This is a genomic window from Thermogemmatispora argillosa, assembly GCF_059696725.1.
In genome coordinates this window covers 3,733,123-3,752,035 of record NZ_AP019377.1, presented here as the reverse complement: position 1 = coordinate 3,752,035, position 18,913 = coordinate 3,733,123, and the positions used below count along the sequence as shown (strand labels likewise).

Below are 18,913 nucleotides of genomic sequence, written 5' to 3'. Positions count from 1 at the left end.
CTTCTCTCTGGTCCTGGCTCCGAGCTTCTTTGTTTGTTCACTCGTTCCCTCACCAGCTCTCTCCCCTCAGCGGACGGCTGCTAGTGAGGGGCCAGGCGATGAGCAGCGCCGCAGGGATAAGGCCAGAGACCTCAGAGCCGCCGCAGCTCCATTCTCGATTGCTCAATGGTCTCGATCACTGCGGCAATCTCACGGCGCACGCGGTCATTGGTTGCCATCTCAGCCTGCACCTTCTCCCAGCCATGCATGATCGTTGTATGATCACGTCCGCCCAGCTCGGCACCAATCTGCAGGAGTGAGGCATCGGTCTGCTCCCGCATTACATACATAGCCACCTGGCGCGGCCAGACAATCTCACGGTCCCGCGCCTTTCCGCGCAACTGCTCGGGATCAACGTTATAATAGCGACAGACCCCCTCCAGCACCTCACGCACCGTCAACGTCGCTGGCGGCTTGCTGTTATAGATATGCTCTAATGCCTTGGCAGCGAGGCTGACGGTGAGCGGCTCCTGATGCAAAGTCGCGTAGGCGATCACGCGCTTCAAGGCTCCTTCTAGCTCACGAACACTACGGCACTCGGGACGAGCGATATAATCAATCACCGCCGGCGGGACCTGGAAACGCATCGATTCGGCCTTTGAGCGCAGAATCGCCTGACGATGCTCATAATCAGGCGGCTGGATGTCCGCAAGCAGCCCCCACTCAAAACGCGAGCGCAAGCGGTCCTGCAAGCTGACAATGGCCTTTGGCGGGCGATCGCTGGTCACGACAATCTGCTTGTTCGAATCATAAAGTGCGTTAAAAGTGTGGAAGAATTCCTCTTCAGTCGATTCTTTGCCGGCGATGAACTGGATATCGTCGACCAGCAAAATATCGATCTGCCGGTATTTCGCGCGAAACTCCTCTGTCTTTTGAAAGCGGATAGCGTTAATAATTTCATTAGTAAACTTCTCGGAGGTTGTATAGAGAACGCTGAGGCCGGCTGCTTCGCCATGATGGCCGATGGCGTGGAGCAGGTGAGTCTTGCCCAGGCCGACCCCGCCGTAGAGGAAAAGTGGGTTATAGACATAGCCAGGACGCTCGGCTACAGCCTTGGAGGCGGCATGAGCCAGACGGTTCGATTTCCCCACAATGAACGTATCGAAGGTATAGCGTGGATTCAACATACTACCGCCTTCAGCAGGGGTGAAGAGATGCTCCTGCTCGCCGCCACTGCCCGCTTTCTCCTCCGGGGAGCGTTCATAGCCCAGAAACATGGCAGCCTGCTCCTCTTCATGAGTTTCAGCGCGCTGAGGGGCCGGGCGGGGACTAGAGAGGGCATGAGACGTCATCGCAATTGCCGGTGAAGATGGATCGAGCTTTGCCCGCAGGGCCGGGCGATGCCTGGGCGCGCGATAGGCGCGCTTCAAACGCTGAGCAGGGCTTTCGCTCAGGGCAGCCTCCTGCTCTAACTCTTCTAGCTCCTCATTCACCGTCGAGCCTTTTGTGACCACAAAACGCACCTCAGGCTGACAGCCAGTCACCTCTGAGAGGAGCGAGCGGATCATCTCGATAAAGCGCACTTCCATCTGAGCCTTGGCAAAGGCCGAGGGCACCCCTACCATAAAGACATTGTTGTCGAACGAGAGTCCTACCGTCCCGCTAAACCAGGTGTCATAGACGGACGGCTGGACCCGGGTCTGTATCTGCTCCAGTGTCGCTTTCCAGATCTGTCTTGCATTCACCGGCTCTCACCTCATACGCAGTTCGTCTCTGCCTTCAGGCTGCGTCAGTTCTCTTGGCGTTAGTTCATTCGGGCATAGGAATGCCGTCAGGTCATCGGCTCGGATCTTAAGAGCAAGTCGTAGCTAGAGGGGTGCCCAGCCCTACGCTGGTAGTACAAGGGTCGGATGAGTAGGACAAAAAACACCCGGATGAACGTATTCCTGAATAGCAGAGGGTAATGGTAGCACTAAACCAAAAGGCTGTAAAGCCCTCTTTTGGTACCAGATGAGAAGCAGGCCATAGGAATTCCTTTACCAGTAATATATACTGGGTCCAAAGCGCGCAGGGCGTTCTCGCGAGCGAGGAAAAAAGTACTGTTGCCGCTGGAAAGCGCGGACTCGCAGCCGAGTGTCCTCCCATGCCCCTTGGTAGAGGACCTTCGTCTCTCATCGGTCCGTCTCGCTTGCCCGGCTCCAGTCGGAGACCTGATCTCTTTCCTCTATCTGTAGCTACAATACCTGTCAGGTCGCTTTATTCTTCTCTTGCTGTTTATTAACCTGCTGCCTGATTCTTGCAGAGAGCGATAGCATAGCGAACGGAGGCGAACACTCCCGACTCGTCTCCTCGCCGCTTGTTTTTGCTTGAGTGAGGAAAAGAAAAGTCTGGCGGCAGAGCATTGCGCTCAGCTCCAGGCGCGCCTTGCTTCCACAATGCAATCTCTTGAGTGAGAGGATAGAAAGGAGGGGCAGCCGCTCCTCTCCCTGCGACTCGCTCAGTGCGTTCGTGCTCAGTTGAGGATAGGGAGTAGGCTGCTCAGTGATGCCCATGAAAGCACTGCTGCGCTCGGCACAAGTGGTCTATCGGCACAAACAGCCTAGCTATAACTGGCTTCTGCTCCTGACTCTGGCGATTTTGACGGGATCATTAACTGCCGCCTGTTCCGGCCTGTTGGGCGGCAGTGCTACACCTACCCGGTCCTCTTCTACGACTCCTACCCCGGCTACTGTCGCCTTGAATCAGCTTCACTGGTGCGGCAAACCATCGATGTTGTTCCGAGATGAGGGGGCCACTGTCTCACCGGCGGCCTCTACCTCTACTGTCACTCCCACTGTCACCCCAACTGCTCAGGGTACTGCGACAAGTAGCCCGCGCACTCTTACGAACTGGGAGCAGGTCCAATCCTTGCTAGGCTTCACTGTCTATCTGCCGCCTCGCTTGCCAGCTCAGAGCTGTCTGGTGAGCGCACTCGGAACGGTCCATGATCCTATTTTCGGAGGGAACTTCTCTATTTCCTACCTGCTACCTGATGGAAGCGCTATTAGTCTCTCGGAGGCGCCTCATCGCAATCAGAAGTCGCTATTTCAGTGCACGGCTTCTTTGGTCACCCCTACAGCAGCGGCTCGCTCACAGACTAAGGCTACTCCCACAGCTCGGGTAAGTCCAACGCCGACGCGTACCCCGAATCAAATCTGCTCTGGTGTGCGCGGAGAGACCAGTATTGTTTTCTCTGCCCCCGGCGATGAGAAAGCGCTGAAACAATTCTTTGATTCCTTGCAGCCAAACGTAGCCTGGGTCCCTCTTTCTTGATTAGCTCATCAAGCGCTGCCGAGCAGCATGGGGAAAGCCAGAGAGAGGCCGGATAGGTATAGCTTCCACTCAACTGTACGTTGAAGCCTGCGAGCATACGAGCTCAGAAGCAACCATCAAGAGGGTTGCCCACTCCTATGGAGAGGAGGCCGATCTGCGATGCTCTGTTGTGTGTATGTCCTGCGGGCTAGAAAAGGAGTCAGAGATCATGCAGATGCCAAGCACTTGCTCTTACTGTGGTACGCCTCGCGACCCGCAGGCGCGCTTTTGTACACACTGCGGCGCCGCGCTATCCTCTCCAGCCAGCAGCGCCGACGGACCGGGCATCAGGGGCGGAGCGTTGGAGCAGCAGCTTGCTCCGCAGATACAGTCGATGCCAGACTCGGCTTTCCGCTGGACGACGGTTTCTTCTGGTCAGCAGTCTCTCAAGCAGGCAGGCTTGATCTTGCTCGCCCTTATCGGCGGCATCATAGCAGCTCTTGTTCTCCTGGGCCTCCTGTCCTGGTTCATTCCTGGATTGCGTGGCCTCTTCTGGTGCTTCGTTGGTCTGATTGCACTCACGCTTTTCCTGATCTACCTGTTTGTGCGTCGCCTCATTCGCGGGGCTTTCAGGCGCCTGTTCTGGTAGCCCTGGCTGCGCTCTCTCGGCGCGCCTCGGCTCGTCCGCGCTACGGGCAGGCGGGTAAGGGCTGCTCTCTTACAGCCGCTTGTGTCCCCGCTCGACGCCTGGTGACCACTTCTGGTATAATGGCAACAGTTTTGCGAGTGCGCTAATTACTCCTGTGAGGTATACGAGGAGCACAAAAGCAAAGCCTACGTGCTAGCAAAGGGAGGAGATCTATTATGGACAAGTGCCCCCGTTGTGGTGCAGAAACGCGGCCCGGGGATCGCTTCTGCTTGAGTTGTGGTCAGCCGCTGCTTTCCTCCGCTCCTGCTTATGAGCAGGCCCAGGCCCCGCTGTCCGGGGGCGATGCGACTGTGCCAGCTCAGGATGAGTGGGGGCCTTCTGCTCCTGGTTCGCAGTCGTCACCTTCGCCCGGCGGAGGCTGGTCAAACGCTACGATTCCTGCCTCGCCATCAGCCCCGACGGAGCTGTCACCTTCGCCAGCTCAGCCAGTCGCCAGCCACGAGGTGGCAGTGGCTACTGCTACCCCTAAAATCAAGAACCCTGCTCGCTTTACGCTGAAATCAGAGAGCGGCGAGGTCATCCAGGAATATACTCTTGATAAAGAGGAAATCACTATCGGACGTGCTCCAACGAGCGATATTCTCCTTTCTAAGGATAAGCTCACCTCGCGTCGTCATGCTACTGTACGCTACGAGAATGGTCAGTATATCTTGCGCGATGAGCGGAGCGCGAACGGTACCTTCGTCAATGGCCAGCAGCTTGAGGAGCTGGTCCCCTACGTCCTGAAGGACGGCGACCATATCGGCATTGGTGAGCATGAACTGATCTTCCACGCCCCCGTCGCCAGCGTCGATGAGCTGCCAACGATTAGTATTCAACCCAGCGAGCTGACCTATCGTACGCGCGAGGATAGCAATTTGACCGCCGCTGGCTCGCTGGATCAGTTCGCCACCCGTACCGAGGGCGAGCTATCTCCTTCGGGAGCAGCTAGCAGTGGCTCAGTTTCTCCTGCTCCCAAGAGCGTCGAGAGCAGCTCTAGCAGCGCGGCAACAGTAGCTGAGCCTGCTGCAGCTAGCCCTACACGCGAGGCCGAGCCGGCAGCTTCTCCTGCTCCCGCTACGGAAGGCGCTCAACCCCCGGCGGCCAGCCCTGCCGATGGTGTGACTTTCAATCGCTTGACCAGCTTGCCTCTGCCCGCTCTGCCAGATATGTCGTCGCTGATGGCCGCTCTGGCTACGCTCGACGGCCAGGTCTCAGCTCTCCAAGAGCAGTTGAATGCGACGCAGGAGGCTCTGCGCAATCACGAGGCCGAAATCGCTCAGACAGCTAATCAGTTGCGCGCTGGCGTGCGCCGCGTGGCCGAGCGGATGGATCAAACAATCGCCGATGTGGCGCGCAGCCGCGAGGCGCTAGCCTGGTCTGAGCTGATCCAGTTGATGGAAGATGTAACGAACAATCCCCGCGATATTGAGTACGTGACACGCCTGGCCCGTAAAGCTCGCGAGTTAAATAAGGTTTTCCAGATCCATCAGAGTGTGCTCAATACGCTGGCTGAGTGCAATACCCTATTGCGCGCTCTCATTGGAGAAGAGCGCTAATATCGTCAAGATCTAGCACGAGAAACAACTATCGCTTGCTCACAAAGATGCAGGAAGAGCACTATGATGCCATCGTCATCGGCGCTGGCTTGGGGGGATTGCTCAGCGCCGCTCAACTGCTGCAGCGGGGCAAACGTGTGGCCCTGCTGGAGCGGCTTGACCACTGTGGCGGACGTTTTACAGCTAAAACCTTCAAAGGCGTGCAGGTCAGCACTGGCGCTGTGCATATGGTTCCCTTTGGAAGCAGCGGAGTGCTGGCCCGCACCCTGCGGCGTCTGCAGATCCCCCATCGCCTTCTTGACGCCGATGTCTTCGGCTCTTTCCATGTGCATGGACGTCAGGTGCGCGCTCGCGGGCTCCTCGGCGTCTATCGCTTCCTTGGCCCGCGCCAGTTCTTCTGGTTTCTGCGGCTGGGCTATCTGATGTTCTTGCGCCCGCTCCCCACCGAGGAGCGAGACTTGCCCTTCAGCTCCTGGCTGGCTCGCCATATCAATGTCGAGCGCAATCGCGAGCTTGTGGCCTTCTTCGAGCGCATCGCGCGCTTTGCTCTTAGCCTGGAGCTAGATCAGGTCTCAACAGCCGAGGTTATCGCAACAACTAAAAATATGTTTCGCTACGGTGCGCCCGGCATTGTTGAGGGTGGCTGCGGCGCGCTGGTGGCCGAGCTGGAGCGTCGTTTGCGTGAGCGAGGCGCCACTGTGCTGCTGAGCCATGAGGCGCTGCAGATTTTGCAGGCCTCGGGGCGGGTGACGGGCGTGCGCGCTCGTAACAGGGTGACTGGCGCTGAGCTGGTGCTCCGCGCTCCTTTGGTTGTCAGCGATATAGGCCCGCGTGCTACAACGGCCTTGATCGAGAACCGCCAGGTGCGTCAGGCTGAGCTGCTGAAACAGCAGCGGCAGAGCGCTCAAGCGGAGGCGTCTGCCGGCGCGTCAGACTGCACCTATCGCGAAGCGGTGGGTTTGAAGGTCCATGTACTGAGCGATGTCTCTCTCATCCCACATCGCGGTATTATGTACTGTCTGGATACCCAGCGCATCGCTGGCGTCGTGCAGCCAACGAACTGCGATCCTCGTCTCGCTCCTCCTGGCAAGCATCTGCTCATTACTCACCAGGTGCTCCAGAGTGATAATATTGAGGAGGAAAAGGCCCTGGCCATCGCCGATCTGCGTAGCCTCTTCGGCGAGACTTTTGAACGACATTGCCGCATTCTCACCATGAGCGTCTACCGCGGCGAGTGGCCAGTGAATCGCCTGGCCCAGGGAACGGATCTTTCGCCGGTTACTCCATTGCAGGGCCTCTTTCTGGTGGGCGACGCTGTCAAACCCAGCGGTTATTTGATGGTCGAGGGAGTAGCTCAGAGCGTGAATTATGTGCTCGATCTCCTCGATGCCATCGAGCGTGGCGAGGCTGCTGGTCCACTTGGTGCCCCTCGCTTGCCAGCGACAGCAGCCGCAGGCAGGCACGCGCGCTGGTTAGACCGGCTTCCTTTTGGACGCGGGCGGGGACGCTCGCGCTCAACCTGTGTCGAACGCCCTCCTTCCCGCCTGAATGCCCTGCGCTGGTTATGGACGGCCCCGGGCAATGCTCGTAAGCAGGTAAGGAGACCTCTCTATCCATGACGGACGCTGCAAAGACTGCTCCCTATTATCTGATCCGCGGTGGTACCCCCCTCCACGGCGAGGTGACGGTCAGTGGTGCCAAGAACGCCGTGACGAAGATGACCATCGCTTCTCTGCTGACAGAGGAACCTTGTACGCTGCGTAATGTACCCCTCATCGGCGATCTCTATCTGACGTTGAGTCTCTGTCAGGAGATGGGTTCTGAGGTGTCGCTCAATGAGCGGGAGCATACGCTCTCGATCAGAACGCCCGCTATCCATTCGACTTCAGTTTCAGCGACGATCGGCGGCTTGAACCGCATGGCGATTCTGACGGTTGGTCCGCTGCTGCACCGCTGCGGTGAGGCCGATATCCCTCTGCCTGGCGGCGACCGCATCGGCGCTCGCCCGATCGATTTTCATTTGAACGGCTTGCAGCAGATGGGAGCAACGATCGTGGAGCTGGGGGGTCGCTACTATATGAGCGCTCCGCATGGCCTCCACGGCGCGACGATCCGCTTGCCTTTCCCTAGTGTGATGGCCACGGAGAATTTCTTGATCACGGCTTCGCTGGCTCGGGGCGTGACGATCATCGAGAATGCCGCTCTCGAACCCGAGATCATCGATCTGATTAAGTTCCTGCAGAAAATGGGGGCCATTATTGAGCAGAAGGTGGATCGCCGCATCGTGGTCGAAGGGGTGCAGCGTCTGCGCGGTGCCCGCCATACGCTGCTGAGCGATCGCAATGAGGCGGTGTCGCTGGCTATCGCGGCCTACCTGACGAAGGGCGATATTTATCTGCGTGGGGCTCAGCAAGATACGCTGCTGACGTTCTTGAATACGTTGTCAAAGATGGGCCTGCGTTTCGAGGTGGAGGATGAGGGCATCCGCTTTATCGGGGATGATCGCCCTCCTCCTCCTATCGCTCTGGAAACGGATGTCCACCCAGGCTTTATGACAGACTGGCAGCAGCCTTTCACGATTCTGCTGACTCAGGCCGATGGGATTTCCGTGGTGCATGAGACGATCTATGAGGATCGCTTCGGGTACACTCATGCCCTCAAGACGATGGGGGCCCATATCGGCCTCTATACAAAGTGCCTGGGTGAGGTACCCTGCCGCTTCCGCGAAAAGCAGTATCTGCATAGTTGTGTGGTCCGCGGACCTACACCGCTGAGCGCTGCTCGCCTGGATATTCCCGATATCCGCGCCGGCTGCTCCTATATCCTGGCTGCCCTCTGCGCTACGGGTACCTCCGAGGTGCATGGCGTGGAGCACATCGAGCGCGGCTATGAGCGCCTGGATGAGAAGCTACGCTCGCTCGGGGCTCAGCTTGAGGTTGTTCATCCCCTTGCAGAGGATGATACTCTAGATGCCTTCGCTTAGCTTCACTTGGCCTGCTTCAGCGCTTTCTGACCCCGGCTGCGCTCGCTGTTCCGCCTGCCTCGCTCGATAGCGCTCCTCACTCTCTGCTCTCTTGACAGCGGCTCAGCGCTCGCTTATACTCTCTCATGTGTTGAATGAGTGATCACTCATTCAAAAGGCCTCTCCCAGCGGCGGAGGCCAGTCTGAGCCAGAACAGGAATGTAGAGTAAAAAAGGTTATTTTACACGTTGTTGAGCCAATGCCACGCAGCGAGCATGTCAATCAGCAGATACGCGACGAGCGCCGCCGTCAGATCCTTCATGTGGCCGCGGAGATTTTTGCGCGTAAAGGTCTGGGCGAGACGCGCATCAGCGATATCGCGGAGGCGAGTGGCATCAGTCAGGGCCTGATTTACCGCTACTTCCCCAGCAAGGAAGAGCTGTTTAAGGCGCTCATTGAAACCTCGACGAGTGCTACGGCCACGGGCCTGGAGCAGGCCCTCAAGCTGGCCGGGACGCCTTGGGAAAAGTTGACCTGGCTGACAAGCTATATCTGGCAGGGAATCTGCGAGCATCCCGCTCATTTTCAGGTGGTGCTCCATGCCCTGATCAGCGAAGCCGTTCCCCCCGATATCCGTACGCTGGCGCTCGAACGCATTCAGGCCACGCTAGCCATCTTCGGCCAGTTGATCAGGGAAGGGCAGCAGGCTGGCCAGGTGGTCACCGGCGATCCCGATGAGCTGGCCCTCCTCTATGGGGCCTTGATCCAGGGATTGGCCGCCAGTGCCTGGTACATGGGCTACCGAGCCGAGCGCCTCTCCGTTGAGCTGATTTTGCGTCTTCTGAAGCCGTAGGCAAGGAAGCAGCTTGTCTGGCTAGCCGCCACCTACGGCCTGGCATCCCACAAGGGACGGCGCATGGATGGTGCCGCTAGAGGCGCAGCGCCATCTGAGACAGTATGTGGCATTGTGTTTCACGGTGATCTGTATAGACGTCTGTTCGCATAAACGTCATGTTGTCCTGTGAACATAGAAAGGAGCAGACAGGATGCAGCCCTCATCAGAGTCAGGAGTACAGAGGCAGCTTGAGGCAGTGAGCCTGCCGGCCTCTCTTGCCGCAGAGCATGTCTCTCTGCGGCAGACGCTGGCTACCATGAGTGGCCTGCTGCTGGTCCTTTTTCTGACAACCCTGGATCAAACTATTGTGGCGACGGCTCTGCCCCGCATCGGCGCCGATCTGGGTGGCTTTGCTACCATTCCCTGGATCACCACCGGCTATCTGCTGGCCTCAACCGTGACTATTCCTATTTACGGCAAGCTCTCTGACCTTATGGGTCGCAAACCGATCCTGCTGGCGAGCATCGGCCTCTTTCTGATCGGCTCCGCATTGAGCGGTCTAGCTCAGTCATTGCCGCAGCTCATCGCCTTTCGTACACTGCAGGGCCTGGGGGCTGGCGGCCTGCAACCGGTGGTCTCGGCAGCGGTCGGTGATCTTTTCGCACCGCGCGAACGTGGGAAATGGATGGGGATTACGGGAGGGATGTACGCCCTCGGTTCGATTATTGGGCCACTGGCCGGCGGCTGGTTAACCGATCGTTTTGCCTGGCGCTGGATCTTCTTGCTGAACGTACCCGTTGGCCTGGCTGCGCTGCTGGTCCTGGTCATGATGATGCCCAGGCTCAAGCCTCCAGCTCGCACGGTGTCTATCGACTATGCCGGCGTTCTGCTGCTTGCGCTTGGCACGGTACCATTGTTGCTGGCCTTCTCCTGGGCCGGTAACCAGTATCCCTGGCTCTCACCTCAGATCATCGGCCTCCTCAGCGTTGGTCTCCTCTTTCTCTGTCTCCTGATGATTTATGCCCGCTATCAGGAGCAGCGAGAAAGAGAGCCAATTGTTGAGCCAAGCCTCTTTGCTGCGAGCTGGCGTGTCTTCGGCATCGCTTCGCTGGTAACGTTCACTCTCAATATGGCCCTGCTGGGAAGCGCTTACTTTATCCCGCTTTTCGCCCAAGGAGTGATCGGGATCTCGGCCACAAGCAGCGGCCTGATCACCATCCCGCTGGCATTGACAGCTATTGGGGGAGCAGTCCTTTCGGGGCTGCTGCTGTCATGGACCGGGCGCTATCTGTGGCTGGCCCTCGGGGGCGCTCTGTGCGCTTTGGCGGGTTCACTCTGCTTACTAGGCCTCAGTGCCGCCTCACATTGGTCCGACCTGCTGATCGCCATGCTTGTCTTGGGCTTCGGTATGGGTACTGGCCAGGCGATCTATACGACGATCGTTCAGAACGCTTTGCCACAGAAGCTTGGCCAGGCGACTGCCGCCCTGGCCTTTTTCCGTCAGCTCGGCGGGACATTGAGCATCGCCATCCTGGGTGGCGTGCTGGCGGCTTCCTACACGCCAGCCTTGCAGGCAGCTCTGCCAGCGGCCCTGCGTAGCCATCTGCCTGCCTCCGCAAGCGTTATCTTTACCAATCCTCTGGTGCTGCTATCATCCGGTAATACGCTCACCAGGCTAAAGGCGGACCTCCCAAGCATCGGCCCCCAGGGCGCGGCTGCCTATCAGGCGCTGGTCCAGGCCGTACGCCAGGCTCTGGCTGCCAGTCTTCATCAGGCCTTCCTGATCAGCTTCGTGCTTAGCGCGCTGACACTCATTGCCGTTTGCTTTCTACAGGAGCTACCGCTGAGGAGCAAAGGCGTTCCGGCCAGCGGAGCAGGGGGAGGACAGATGTCAGAGACTGAGCCAGAGCGCTGAGGAGCACGCTGCCGGACAGCTTCGGCGCTCGTTCTCCGGTCAGCCTCGGTCGCCCTGGCCCGGCGGTATGGGCAGCGCTGGGTCCCTGGGCTGGGCCTTCAACAAGTGAGAGTGCCTCTTGGAGAGCGCTTCTGCACTCTCCAAGAGGCACTCCGTACGAGTCAGCCAGCCAGCTTTCTCCCCGCGTTGATCCTGGCCTGGCAGTTGGCTACTGGCTAGCTGCCCACAGCATCACGCTTCTCCTCGGGATAGGCCCCAAGGAAATCACAGGCCGTCTGCACGCGCTCGCGCGGCGCCACGCGCCAGAAGAAGCGCTGCATGTGGTCCCACTCGGCCAAAATCTGGGCTGCGCGCCAGCTATGGGTCTTCTTGCGATGAAGCACAATGAGCTTGCGCAGGGCCTCCGCCTCATCGGGATCGTTGATACGCTGGAGATCGACCAGCTCAGTATTGCAGCGCGGCGGGAAGACGCCCTCGGTATCGAGGACGTAGGCGACACCGGCAGACATGCCGGCTCCGAAGTTAATGCCCGTGCTGCCGAGGACTACCACCATGCCGCCAGTCATATACTCGCAGGCATGGGCCCCAACACCTTCCACCACAGCTAAGGCTCCGCTGTTGCGTACGGCGAAGCGCTCGCCAGCACAGCCAGCGGCAAAGAGCTGGCCACCAGTGGCGCCATAGAGAACCGCATTGCCCATGATGATATTCTTGTGGGCCGGGTAGCGCGCCGAAGGCGGCGGCATGATAATGATCTGGCCGCCGGTCATGCCCTTACCCACATAGTCGTTGGCTTCGCCGTTGAGGATAAGCCGCATGCCCGGCACACAGAAGGCGCCAAAGCTCTGCCCCGCCGAGCCGTGGAACGTACACGTGACGCTCACGCCCGGTAGCCCCTTGTTACCATAGCGTCGTGCGATCTCGCCGGCCAGGCTGGCCCCAACCGTGCGATCGGCGTTCTGGATGCTATGCTGCGTAAAGACGCTACGCTCACCGTTCAGGGCCTGCTCGGCCTCGCTGAGGATCTGGGCCGCTACCTGGGAACCTGGTGGCGGGGCTACTGGTGCCACAAAGCCCCCCGCCGGTGTCGCCAGGATGGGCGCCAGTTCAATGCGCACGTCCTCGGGACACTGCAGCAAATCGGCCCGCCCGATAATCTCGTCGAGGCGCCGCACTCCCAACTGAGCCAGGATCTCACGCACCTCCTGAGCCAACAGGGTCAGATAGTTGACAATCATCTGCGGGCGACCTGTGTACTTGGCGCGCAGATCCTCACGCTGGGTGGCTATGCCTGCCGGACAAGTATTGAGGTGACATTGACGCGCCATGTCGCAGCCGATCGAAACCATGATCGCTGTGCCGAAACCGAACTCATCGGCGCCCAGCATGGCGGCAATCACGACATCGCGTCCTGTCTTCAGACCCCCATCGACACGGACTTTCACGCGGCTGCGCAGGCCATTGCGTACCAGCGTCTGCTGTGTCTCTGCCAGGCCCAGCTCCCAGGGAATACCTGCATGCTTGATAGATTGGAACGGCGAAGCCCCAGTACCGCCATCGTGACCGGCAATATGAATGTAGTTGGCATGGGCCTTGGCCACGCCCGCCGCGATAGTGCCGACCCCTTTGCTCGATACGAGCTTAACGCCTATGCGCGCCCGCGGATTCACCTGGCGCAGATCGTAGATCAATTGCGCGAGATCTTCAATGCTATAGATATCGTGATGGGGAGGCGGCGAGATCAAAGGCACACCTGGCGCCGTATGGCGCAGACGAGCAATGAAGGGTGTTACCTTGTTGGGCGGAAGCTGCCCGCCCTCGCCCGGCTTCGATCCCTGGGCCATCTTGATCTCCAGCTCCTCGGCGCGTACCAAATACTCGGTGGTCACGCCGAAGCGCGCCGAAGCCACTTGCTTAATCTTGCTGCTCACCGGATGGCCCTCTAGCAGCTCGTAGTACCAGTCAGGATCTTCGCCACCTTCACCAGTGTTGTTGCGCCCGCCAATGCTGTTCATAGCGGCGGCAATCGTACGATGGGCCTCGGGACTGAGAGCTCCCAGCGACATCGCCGAGACCACAAAGCGGGCGCGAATGGCTTCGACCGGCTCAACTTCGTCGATGGGAATGGGTTCACGTGGCACAAAGCTGAGCAGATCGCGAATATTGGTAGGCGGGCGCCCATAGACAAGCTCAGTAAAGTGGCGATAGTCCTCGGGATCACCGGTCTGCGCTGCCTTCTGCAAGGCGCGCACAACCAGCGGGTTAAAGGCGTGATACTCCGCGTCGCGGCGATAGCGATAGTAGCCAGCCTCGGGCAGCTTGCGCCGCTGATGAGCCGCAGCGGCAGCCGCGCGCGCCGCTCCAGCCGCAGCCGGCTGATCCGCGGACTGGACCAGCTTTTGATGATGGTCGATCAACTGGCGCGCGATCTGTTCAAGGCCGATCTTGCCCGGATGAGCAGGGGAGCCGGCAAAGCAGCGCTCCACAAGGGCCGGGTCCAGCGCCACGATCTCGAACTGGCCACCGCCAATAATGTTGCGCACCGTGGAAATGCCCATGCGCGCCATGACCTTGCGCAGGCCCTCTTCGACACCGTGGAAGTAGCGCTCAACCGCTTCCTCGGGAGTGATCGACTCCAGATGACGATCACCAGCCAGGGCGCGCACGGTGGCCAGGGCCACCGCCGGCATCACGGCCTCTGCACCGTAGCCAAGCAGCAAGGCAATCTGATGAATATCCCAGGCGGCACCGGTCTCACAAATCAGCGACACAGAGGTCCGTAGCCCCTGACGGATCAGCTCCTGATGCACAGCCCCGACGGCCAGCAGCATCGGAACAGGCACATGCTCCAGATCGGCCCCGAGGTCGCTCAAAATCAAAAGGTCTATGCCTTCCTGAACAGCCGCTACCGCCTCACGCTCGAGACGCGCTAAAGCGGCCTCTAGCCCCGCAGGACCTTCAGCCAGCGGGAAAGTAGCTTCCAGCGTACGCGCCCGGAACCCCTGTTCCTCCAGATGGCGCAGCGTCGCGAGCTGAGCCTCGGTGAGCAGTGGCGTCTCCAGGTGAATGAGATGCGCATGGCGCGGCGACTCAGTGAGCAGGCTTTCCCGCCGTCCTAAATAGCAGTCTAGTGACATGACCACCTGCTCACGCAAAGGATCGATGGGCGGATTGGTCACCTGAGCGAAACGCTGGTGGAAGTAGTCGGCCAGGGAGCGGGAGCGCAGCGAGAGGGAAGCAAGTGGGGTATCATCGCCCATGCTCCAGATCGGCTCTTTGGCGCTCTGAACCATCGCGCGCAGAATTAGCTCAACATCCTCATTGGTTACGCCAAAGAGCAATTGGCGCTGAAAAAGGGCTTCGGCATCCGACTCCGGTTGATCACTACAGAGCTCCGACGATACCACCTGGGGCAGACGCGTCAAACGCACCAGATGAGCATCTAGCCACTGCTCGTATGGCTGACGCTGCGCCAACAGCCTCTTGATGTCCTCATCGCGCAAGACAGTATGACGCTCCAGGTCCACGGCAATCATCTGCCCTGGCCCCAGGCGCCCTTTCTCGACTACCTCATGTGGCTCACAGGGAATGACCCCAACCTCAGAGGCCAGAATCAGCAGCCCGTTCGAGGTCAGAGTATAGCGCGCCGGACGCAGGCCGTTGCGGTCAAGCGCGGCCCCCACAAAGCGCCCGTCGCTAAAGACCAAGGCCGCCGGTCCATCCCAAGGCTCAATCTGACCCGCGTGGTACTCGCACCAGGCCCGCCATGCATGATCCAGTTCGGGCATCTGCTCCCATGCCGGTGGAATCAGCATCTGCATACTATGCAGCAGGTCCCGGCCAGAACAGGTCAGGAACTCCAGCACGTTATCGAGCTGGGCCGAGTCGCTGCCGCCTTCCTGAATGACGGGCAACAGATCAGCCAGCTTCTCCCCCCAGCGGGCGGCAGTCAGGCCCTTCTCACGGGCCCGCATCCAGTTACGGTTACCTAGCAAGGTATTGATCTCGCCATTGTGGGCCAGCATACGGAAAGGCTGGGCCAACTGCCAAGAGGGAAACGTATTGGTACTGTAACGCTGGTGGAAGATGGCAAAAGCGCTGGTATAGAGAGGGTTGGCCAGGTCGCGGTAGAAGCGTGCCAGAGTATCGGGGGCCATCAGGCCCTTATAAACCAGCGTGTGGCGAGAGAGAGAAACGACATAGGCCCTGGAGAGCTTAGCCTCCAGCCAGCGGCGCTCGATCAGACGGCGCGCATAATAGAGAGTGGCATCGAACTCTTCTGGGGTAAGCTTGTCTGGACATGCAAGCAAAACCTGGGAAATCGTTGGCAGCGTGGCGCGCGCCTGCGAGCCAAGCACGCTCTCATCAAGAGGCGGCTGGCGCCAGAGCAACAGCGGGATCTCCAACTCGGCCAGCGTCTGCTCAACGATCTGGCGACTGGCCGCCAGTTCCTCGGGATAGCGCTCGCGAGGGGGGAGAAAGAGCATGCCCACAGCCAACGCCTGAGCAGCAGGCGGCGTAATCCCCTGGTTTTCCAGCTCCGCGCGGAATAGATCCGTCGGAAGCTGAGTCAGCACGCCAGCACCATCGCCGGTCTCGGCATCGGCGTCCTGGGCTCCCCTGTGGGTCAGGCGAGCCAGCGCCTCCAGAGCCATCTCTACCAGCGCATGACTGCGCTCTCCGGAAATCTGTACAATAAAGCCTGTGCCACAGGCATCATGTTCCCACCGGGCATCGTAGAGCGGATATGCAGGATCAGCAGAAGCGTGGTGCTGCATAGATTGCCCTCCTGTAAAACAGACAGCATAGAAGACCAGGAGGCACCAGCGTTGGAGCCACACTGTGTCGGCGACCAGAACAGCGCTCGCCGAGGTCATCGGGATAGACAGGATTACAGGGCGCACAGATGCGCACACATGAGCGGCATTGGTCGGGGAAGAGCGGCGGGGCTCGCGGACACCTGGTCACGGTCCATACAGCCGAACAACCAGCGTTCGCTGTTCAAAAAGTGTAACATACGAACACGGTTTTTGGCAAGGGGAAACCCGCGCAGCAGGCACGGAACGGAGGCCGTGAGCACTGTAACAGTCGCTCACGGCCTCCAGGCTCCGTCCAGCGAGCTACTCGCATGAGAACTGCCCTGTTCCCACACGCGGCCTGTCTCAGGAGTTCAGGAGGGCTTTAAGGAAGAAGAAGAAGAGTCTGGCACTTTCACTGTTCACAGGCAGCGGAGCGCAGCAGGCAAGGAGACGCTGGCCAGTAGAGAGGAGCCAAAGTCACTGTGAACTCCACCTGTTTGTCTGCCTCCCTAGCTCGCCGCGGCCTTAAGCGCTGCTGTAGTACTATCCTCAGAGAGAAGAGCTGCAGGCCTGTGACGCTCCGAGCGAAGCTGATAGAGCAGACCTGCGCCGCCCAGATGGAGGCCACCATCGATGTTAATACAGTGCCCGTCGGCATAGATCCAGGGATCAACGATTCTGCCGGCGGCCTGGCCAGTCATGAAGCTAATCGGCGTATGGCCATGTACCAGGCAACGACCTCCGAACGTGCGCAGGAAACGCTGGGCCATCTCAGTGCCTACGAAGGGGTTGGCAAAAAGGCCACGCGCCCCAAAATCTTCTAGTGTTTCTTCCCAGGCGAGGGCATCGCTGAGACGCAAGAGGCGCGCGAAGTGAGCGTTGACCTCTTCCAGTGTTCTCCCACAGCGAAGGTAGAGCGGCGCATCAGCATGGATGAGTAAATGGTCGTCGACCAGCGCGATCGCCGGTAGCCGCAACAACCAGTCGATGTGATGCTGACGGAGAGCGGCCAGGTCTGCGCGTTGGCCACCATTTTTGCGCCAGCGCGTGAGAAAGTTACTGCCGAGACCGGTGGAACGTCTGCCGAAGCGATAGGCTGCCAGCAAGAGTAATTCGTGATTTCCCAGCAGGGCTTCAACGCTCCCACTCACCGCCGCCGCTTCCTGCTGGAGACGCATGACAAGTTCGATGACCGCAATACCATGCGGTCCGCGATCAACAAAGTCACCTAAGAACCACAGCCTGGCCCGCCCCCCACTCCAGTGGTGCTGACTATCGATCAGTTGGACCCGCTGCAGGAGTGCAAGCAGCTTCTTGAGATGGCCATGCACGTCGCCGACAAGATAGACTGGTACTGGCACCGCTGCGGACACGGACATGCGAATCGCCCCCCTTCTGTCCCAAGGAACCACGAAGACTCTAGGCATCTAGCAGCAAGCACCCACGCAAGTAGTAGCTCTCCAGGAGGAAATGAGTGGCCCACTCACGCTAGCGCGCTGCATGATGCAGAAACTGCAACAAAAACCCGAAAGCAATGATCGCGAGGGAGATGGCGATGATGGCGAGGGAGGCGAGAAGCACCAGGCGCCCCGTTTGATCGAGCTGGACAGGATCAGGCGTGTACGGCACTGGCTTGACTTCTTCAAGATTGCGCAAATCGTGGAGCAGCTCTTGCATGCTTTGATAGCGCTTCTGAGGATCGCGCCGAATCGCCCGCATCACAACGGTCTCCAGCTCCGGCGAGAGATGCGGATTGTACTTCAGAATCGAGGGAGGGTCTTGCGAGACATGCTGATTCATGATGGCAAAGACATTCTCCCCCTCGAAAGGGGTACGACCGCAGAGCATCTCGTAGAGGATAATCCCCACCGCATAGATATCAGAGCGGGCGGTACCGCGCTCGCCTTTCAGCTGCTCCGGCGACATGTAGTCAGGAGTACCCACCGTACTGGAGAGGCCACGCCAGGTCACGCGTCGCGCCCCTTCAAGAAGGGCAATGCCGAAGTCAATGATCTTAACGTCGCCATTCTCCTGAATCATGATGTTCTCAGGCTTAATATCACGGTGAAAGACTCCATGCTCATGGCAATAGGCCAGCGCCTCGCAGATCTGAATGGCAATGCGCAAGGCTTCAGCCACCGGCAGGGGCTCGGGAGCGCGCTCCTCCAGGATCTCTCTCAGCGAGCGCCCCTTGATATATTCCATCACCAGGTAATCTTCGGAGCGCGGTTCGTCTACATTTAGCAAGCGCTGGATGTAAGGATGGTTGATTCGATGACCGATCTCGGCCTCGCGCTTGTAGCGCTCGAAGACGGCGATGTTCCCAATCAGCTCACTATTAGGGAACTTGAGCACGACCAGCTCCTGGTTGTGCAGGTCACGGGCCAGATAGACGCGGTTCATACCGCCGTGGCCCAGCATGCGCACGATCTCATAGTGGTCGATGCGCGTCCCCGGTGGATAGGCCCCTTGCATCGGCTCCGTATGCCTTTCCGCGAGATAGTTGCCAGTGCCAGTCTGTCTCTCCCCAGTGTAGCATAAAAGGGGGAGTCTCGCCAGTCTTTGCCTCTCCAGCAGCAGAGCCAGCCTGGCGCTCATCAAGGAGTCCGCCAGCGACTTTGCCTCCCTCATTCACTCCCTCTTTCTTCCTCTTCGCCAGGTTTATTGCTTAGCTAGTTCATCTTTCACCCACTTTCTGCCTGCCTGCCAGGAACGCCACTCTGTCGGTTGGTGGTTGGTTCGGCGCCTGGCCTCCAGGTCGGAGCCGCCGGGTACAGTGTACATGGCGTACTTAGTGTCTGTAGATTGTGGCGGGACGTGGAGCCAGGCCGGCAGGATTAGCTAGAGAGCTGGCTGCCCCGGCTGCCCCGTTGCCGCGCCGCAGG

11 protein-coding genes are annotated in these 18,913 nt (G+C 59.3%); 7 read left to right on the top strand and 4 right to left on the bottom strand.

From position 1 onward, the window contains the following. Positions 1-131: 131 nt before the first annotated feature. Complete coding sequence (dnaA, locus tag AC6H1L_RS14595) at positions 132-1,724, bottom strand: chromosomal replication initiator protein DnaA (RefSeq protein WP_497598219.1); 1,593 nt, start codon at positions 1,722-1,724, stop codon at positions 132-134. Between the two features lie 799 nt (positions 1,725-2,523). Here dnaA and AC6H1L_RS14590 point away from each other — a divergent pair. The 7 genes from AC6H1L_RS14590 (at position 2,524) to AC6H1L_RS14560 (ending at position 11,229) form a co-directional block, all read left to right on the top strand. Then, entirely contained in the window at positions 2,524-3,291 is a 768-nt protein-coding gene (locus AC6H1L_RS14590; RefSeq protein WP_497598218.1) for a hypothetical protein, read from the top strand. 208 nt (positions 3,292-3,499) lie between these two features. Continuing rightward, positions 3,500-3,919: a zinc ribbon domain-containing protein gene (locus tag AC6H1L_RS14585; protein WP_497598217.1), complete on the top strand. Its 420-nt coding sequence runs from the start codon at positions 3,500-3,502 to the stop codon at positions 3,917-3,919. Positions 3,920-4,134: 215 nt separating this feature from the next. Further along, positions 4,135-5,517: a double zinc ribbon and FHA domain-containing protein gene (locus AC6H1L_RS14580; RefSeq protein ID WP_497598216.1), complete on the top strand. Its 1,383-nt coding sequence runs from the start codon at positions 4,135-4,137 to the stop codon at positions 5,515-5,517. A 47-nt stretch (positions 5,518-5,564) separates the two neighbouring features. Further along, positions 5,565-7,136: a phytoene desaturase family protein gene (locus tag AC6H1L_RS14575; RefSeq protein WP_497598215.1), complete on the top strand. Its 1,572-nt coding sequence runs from the start codon at positions 5,565-5,567 to the stop codon at positions 7,134-7,136. Beyond that, on the top strand, positions 7,133-8,500 hold the full coding sequence (gene murA / locus AC6H1L_RS14570) for a UDP-N-acetylglucosamine 1-carboxyvinyltransferase (RefSeq protein ID WP_497598214.1): 1,368 nt from the start codon (positions 7,133-7,135) through the stop codon (positions 8,498-8,500). Before AC6H1L_RS14575 ends, murA begins: the two co-directional genes overlap by 4 nt. 238 nt (positions 8,501-8,738) lie before the next feature. Next, positions 8,739-9,332, top strand: a complete 594-nt coding sequence (locus AC6H1L_RS14565) for a TetR/AcrR family transcriptional regulator (protein WP_497598213.1) — start codon at positions 8,739-8,741, stop codon at positions 9,330-9,332. A 193-nt stretch (positions 9,333-9,525) separates the two neighbouring features. Continuing rightward, positions 9,526-11,229, top strand: coding sequence for an MDR family MFS transporter (locus AC6H1L_RS14560; protein ID WP_497598212.1), 1,704 nt, complete (start codon positions 9,526-9,528; stop codon positions 11,227-11,229). A gap of 215 nt (positions 11,230-11,444) precedes the next feature. Here the strand turns inward: AC6H1L_RS14560 and gltB are convergent, their stop codons facing one another. The 3 genes from gltB to AC6H1L_RS14545 form a co-directional block, all read right to left on the bottom strand. After that, complete coding sequence (gene gltB / locus AC6H1L_RS14555) at positions 11,445-16,007, bottom strand: glutamate synthase large subunit (protein ID WP_497598211.1); 4,563 nt, start codon at positions 16,005-16,007, stop codon at positions 11,445-11,447. A gap of 530 nt (positions 16,008-16,537) precedes the next feature. Next, on the bottom strand, positions 16,538-17,407 hold the full coding sequence (locus tag AC6H1L_RS14550) for a metallophosphoesterase (RefSeq protein ID WP_497598210.1): 870 nt from the start codon (positions 17,405-17,407) through the stop codon (positions 16,538-16,540). Between the two features lie 109 nt (positions 17,408-17,516). After that, positions 17,517-18,503: a serine/threonine protein kinase gene (locus tag AC6H1L_RS14545; RefSeq protein ID WP_497598209.1), complete on the bottom strand. Its 987-nt coding sequence runs from the start codon at positions 18,501-18,503 to the stop codon at positions 17,517-17,519. Positions 18,504-18,913: the final 410 nt, after the last annotated feature.

Bases quoted from the DNA above. Each gene is read 5' to 3' on its own strand.
- AC6H1L_RS14590 (WP_497598218.1), top strand. From the start codon at position 2,524: ATGCCCATGAAAGCACTGCTGCGCTCGGCACAAGTGGTCTATCGGCAC.
- AC6H1L_RS14585 (WP_497598217.1), top strand. From the start codon at position 3,500: ATGCAGATGCCAAGCACTTGCTCTTACTGTGGTACGCCTCGCGACCCG.
- AC6H1L_RS14580 (WP_497598216.1), top strand. From the start codon at position 4,135: ATGGACAAGTGCCCCCGTTGTGGTGCAGAAACGCGGCCCGGGGATCGC.
- AC6H1L_RS14575 (WP_497598215.1), top strand. From the start codon at position 5,565: ATGCAGGAAGAGCACTATGATGCCATCGTCATCGGCGCTGGCTTGGGG.
- murA (WP_497598214.1), top strand. From the start codon at position 7,133: ATGACGGACGCTGCAAAGACTGCTCCCTATTATCTGATCCGCGGTGGT.
- AC6H1L_RS14565 (WP_497598213.1), top strand. From the start codon at position 8,739: ATGCCACGCAGCGAGCATGTCAATCAGCAGATACGCGACGAGCGCCGC.
- AC6H1L_RS14560 (WP_497598212.1), top strand. From the start codon at position 9,526: ATGCAGCCCTCATCAGAGTCAGGAGTACAGAGGCAGCTTGAGGCAGTG.
- gltB (WP_497598211.1), bottom strand. From the start codon at position 16,007: ATGCAGCACCACGCTTCTGCTGATCCTGCATATCCGCTCTACGATGCC.
- AC6H1L_RS14550 (WP_497598210.1), bottom strand. From the start codon at position 17,407: ATGTCCGTGTCCGCAGCGGTGCCAGTACCAGTCTATCTTGTCGGCGAC.
- AC6H1L_RS14545 (WP_497598209.1), bottom strand. From the start codon at position 18,503: ATGCAAGGGGCCTATCCACCGGGGACGCGCATCGACCACTATGAGATC.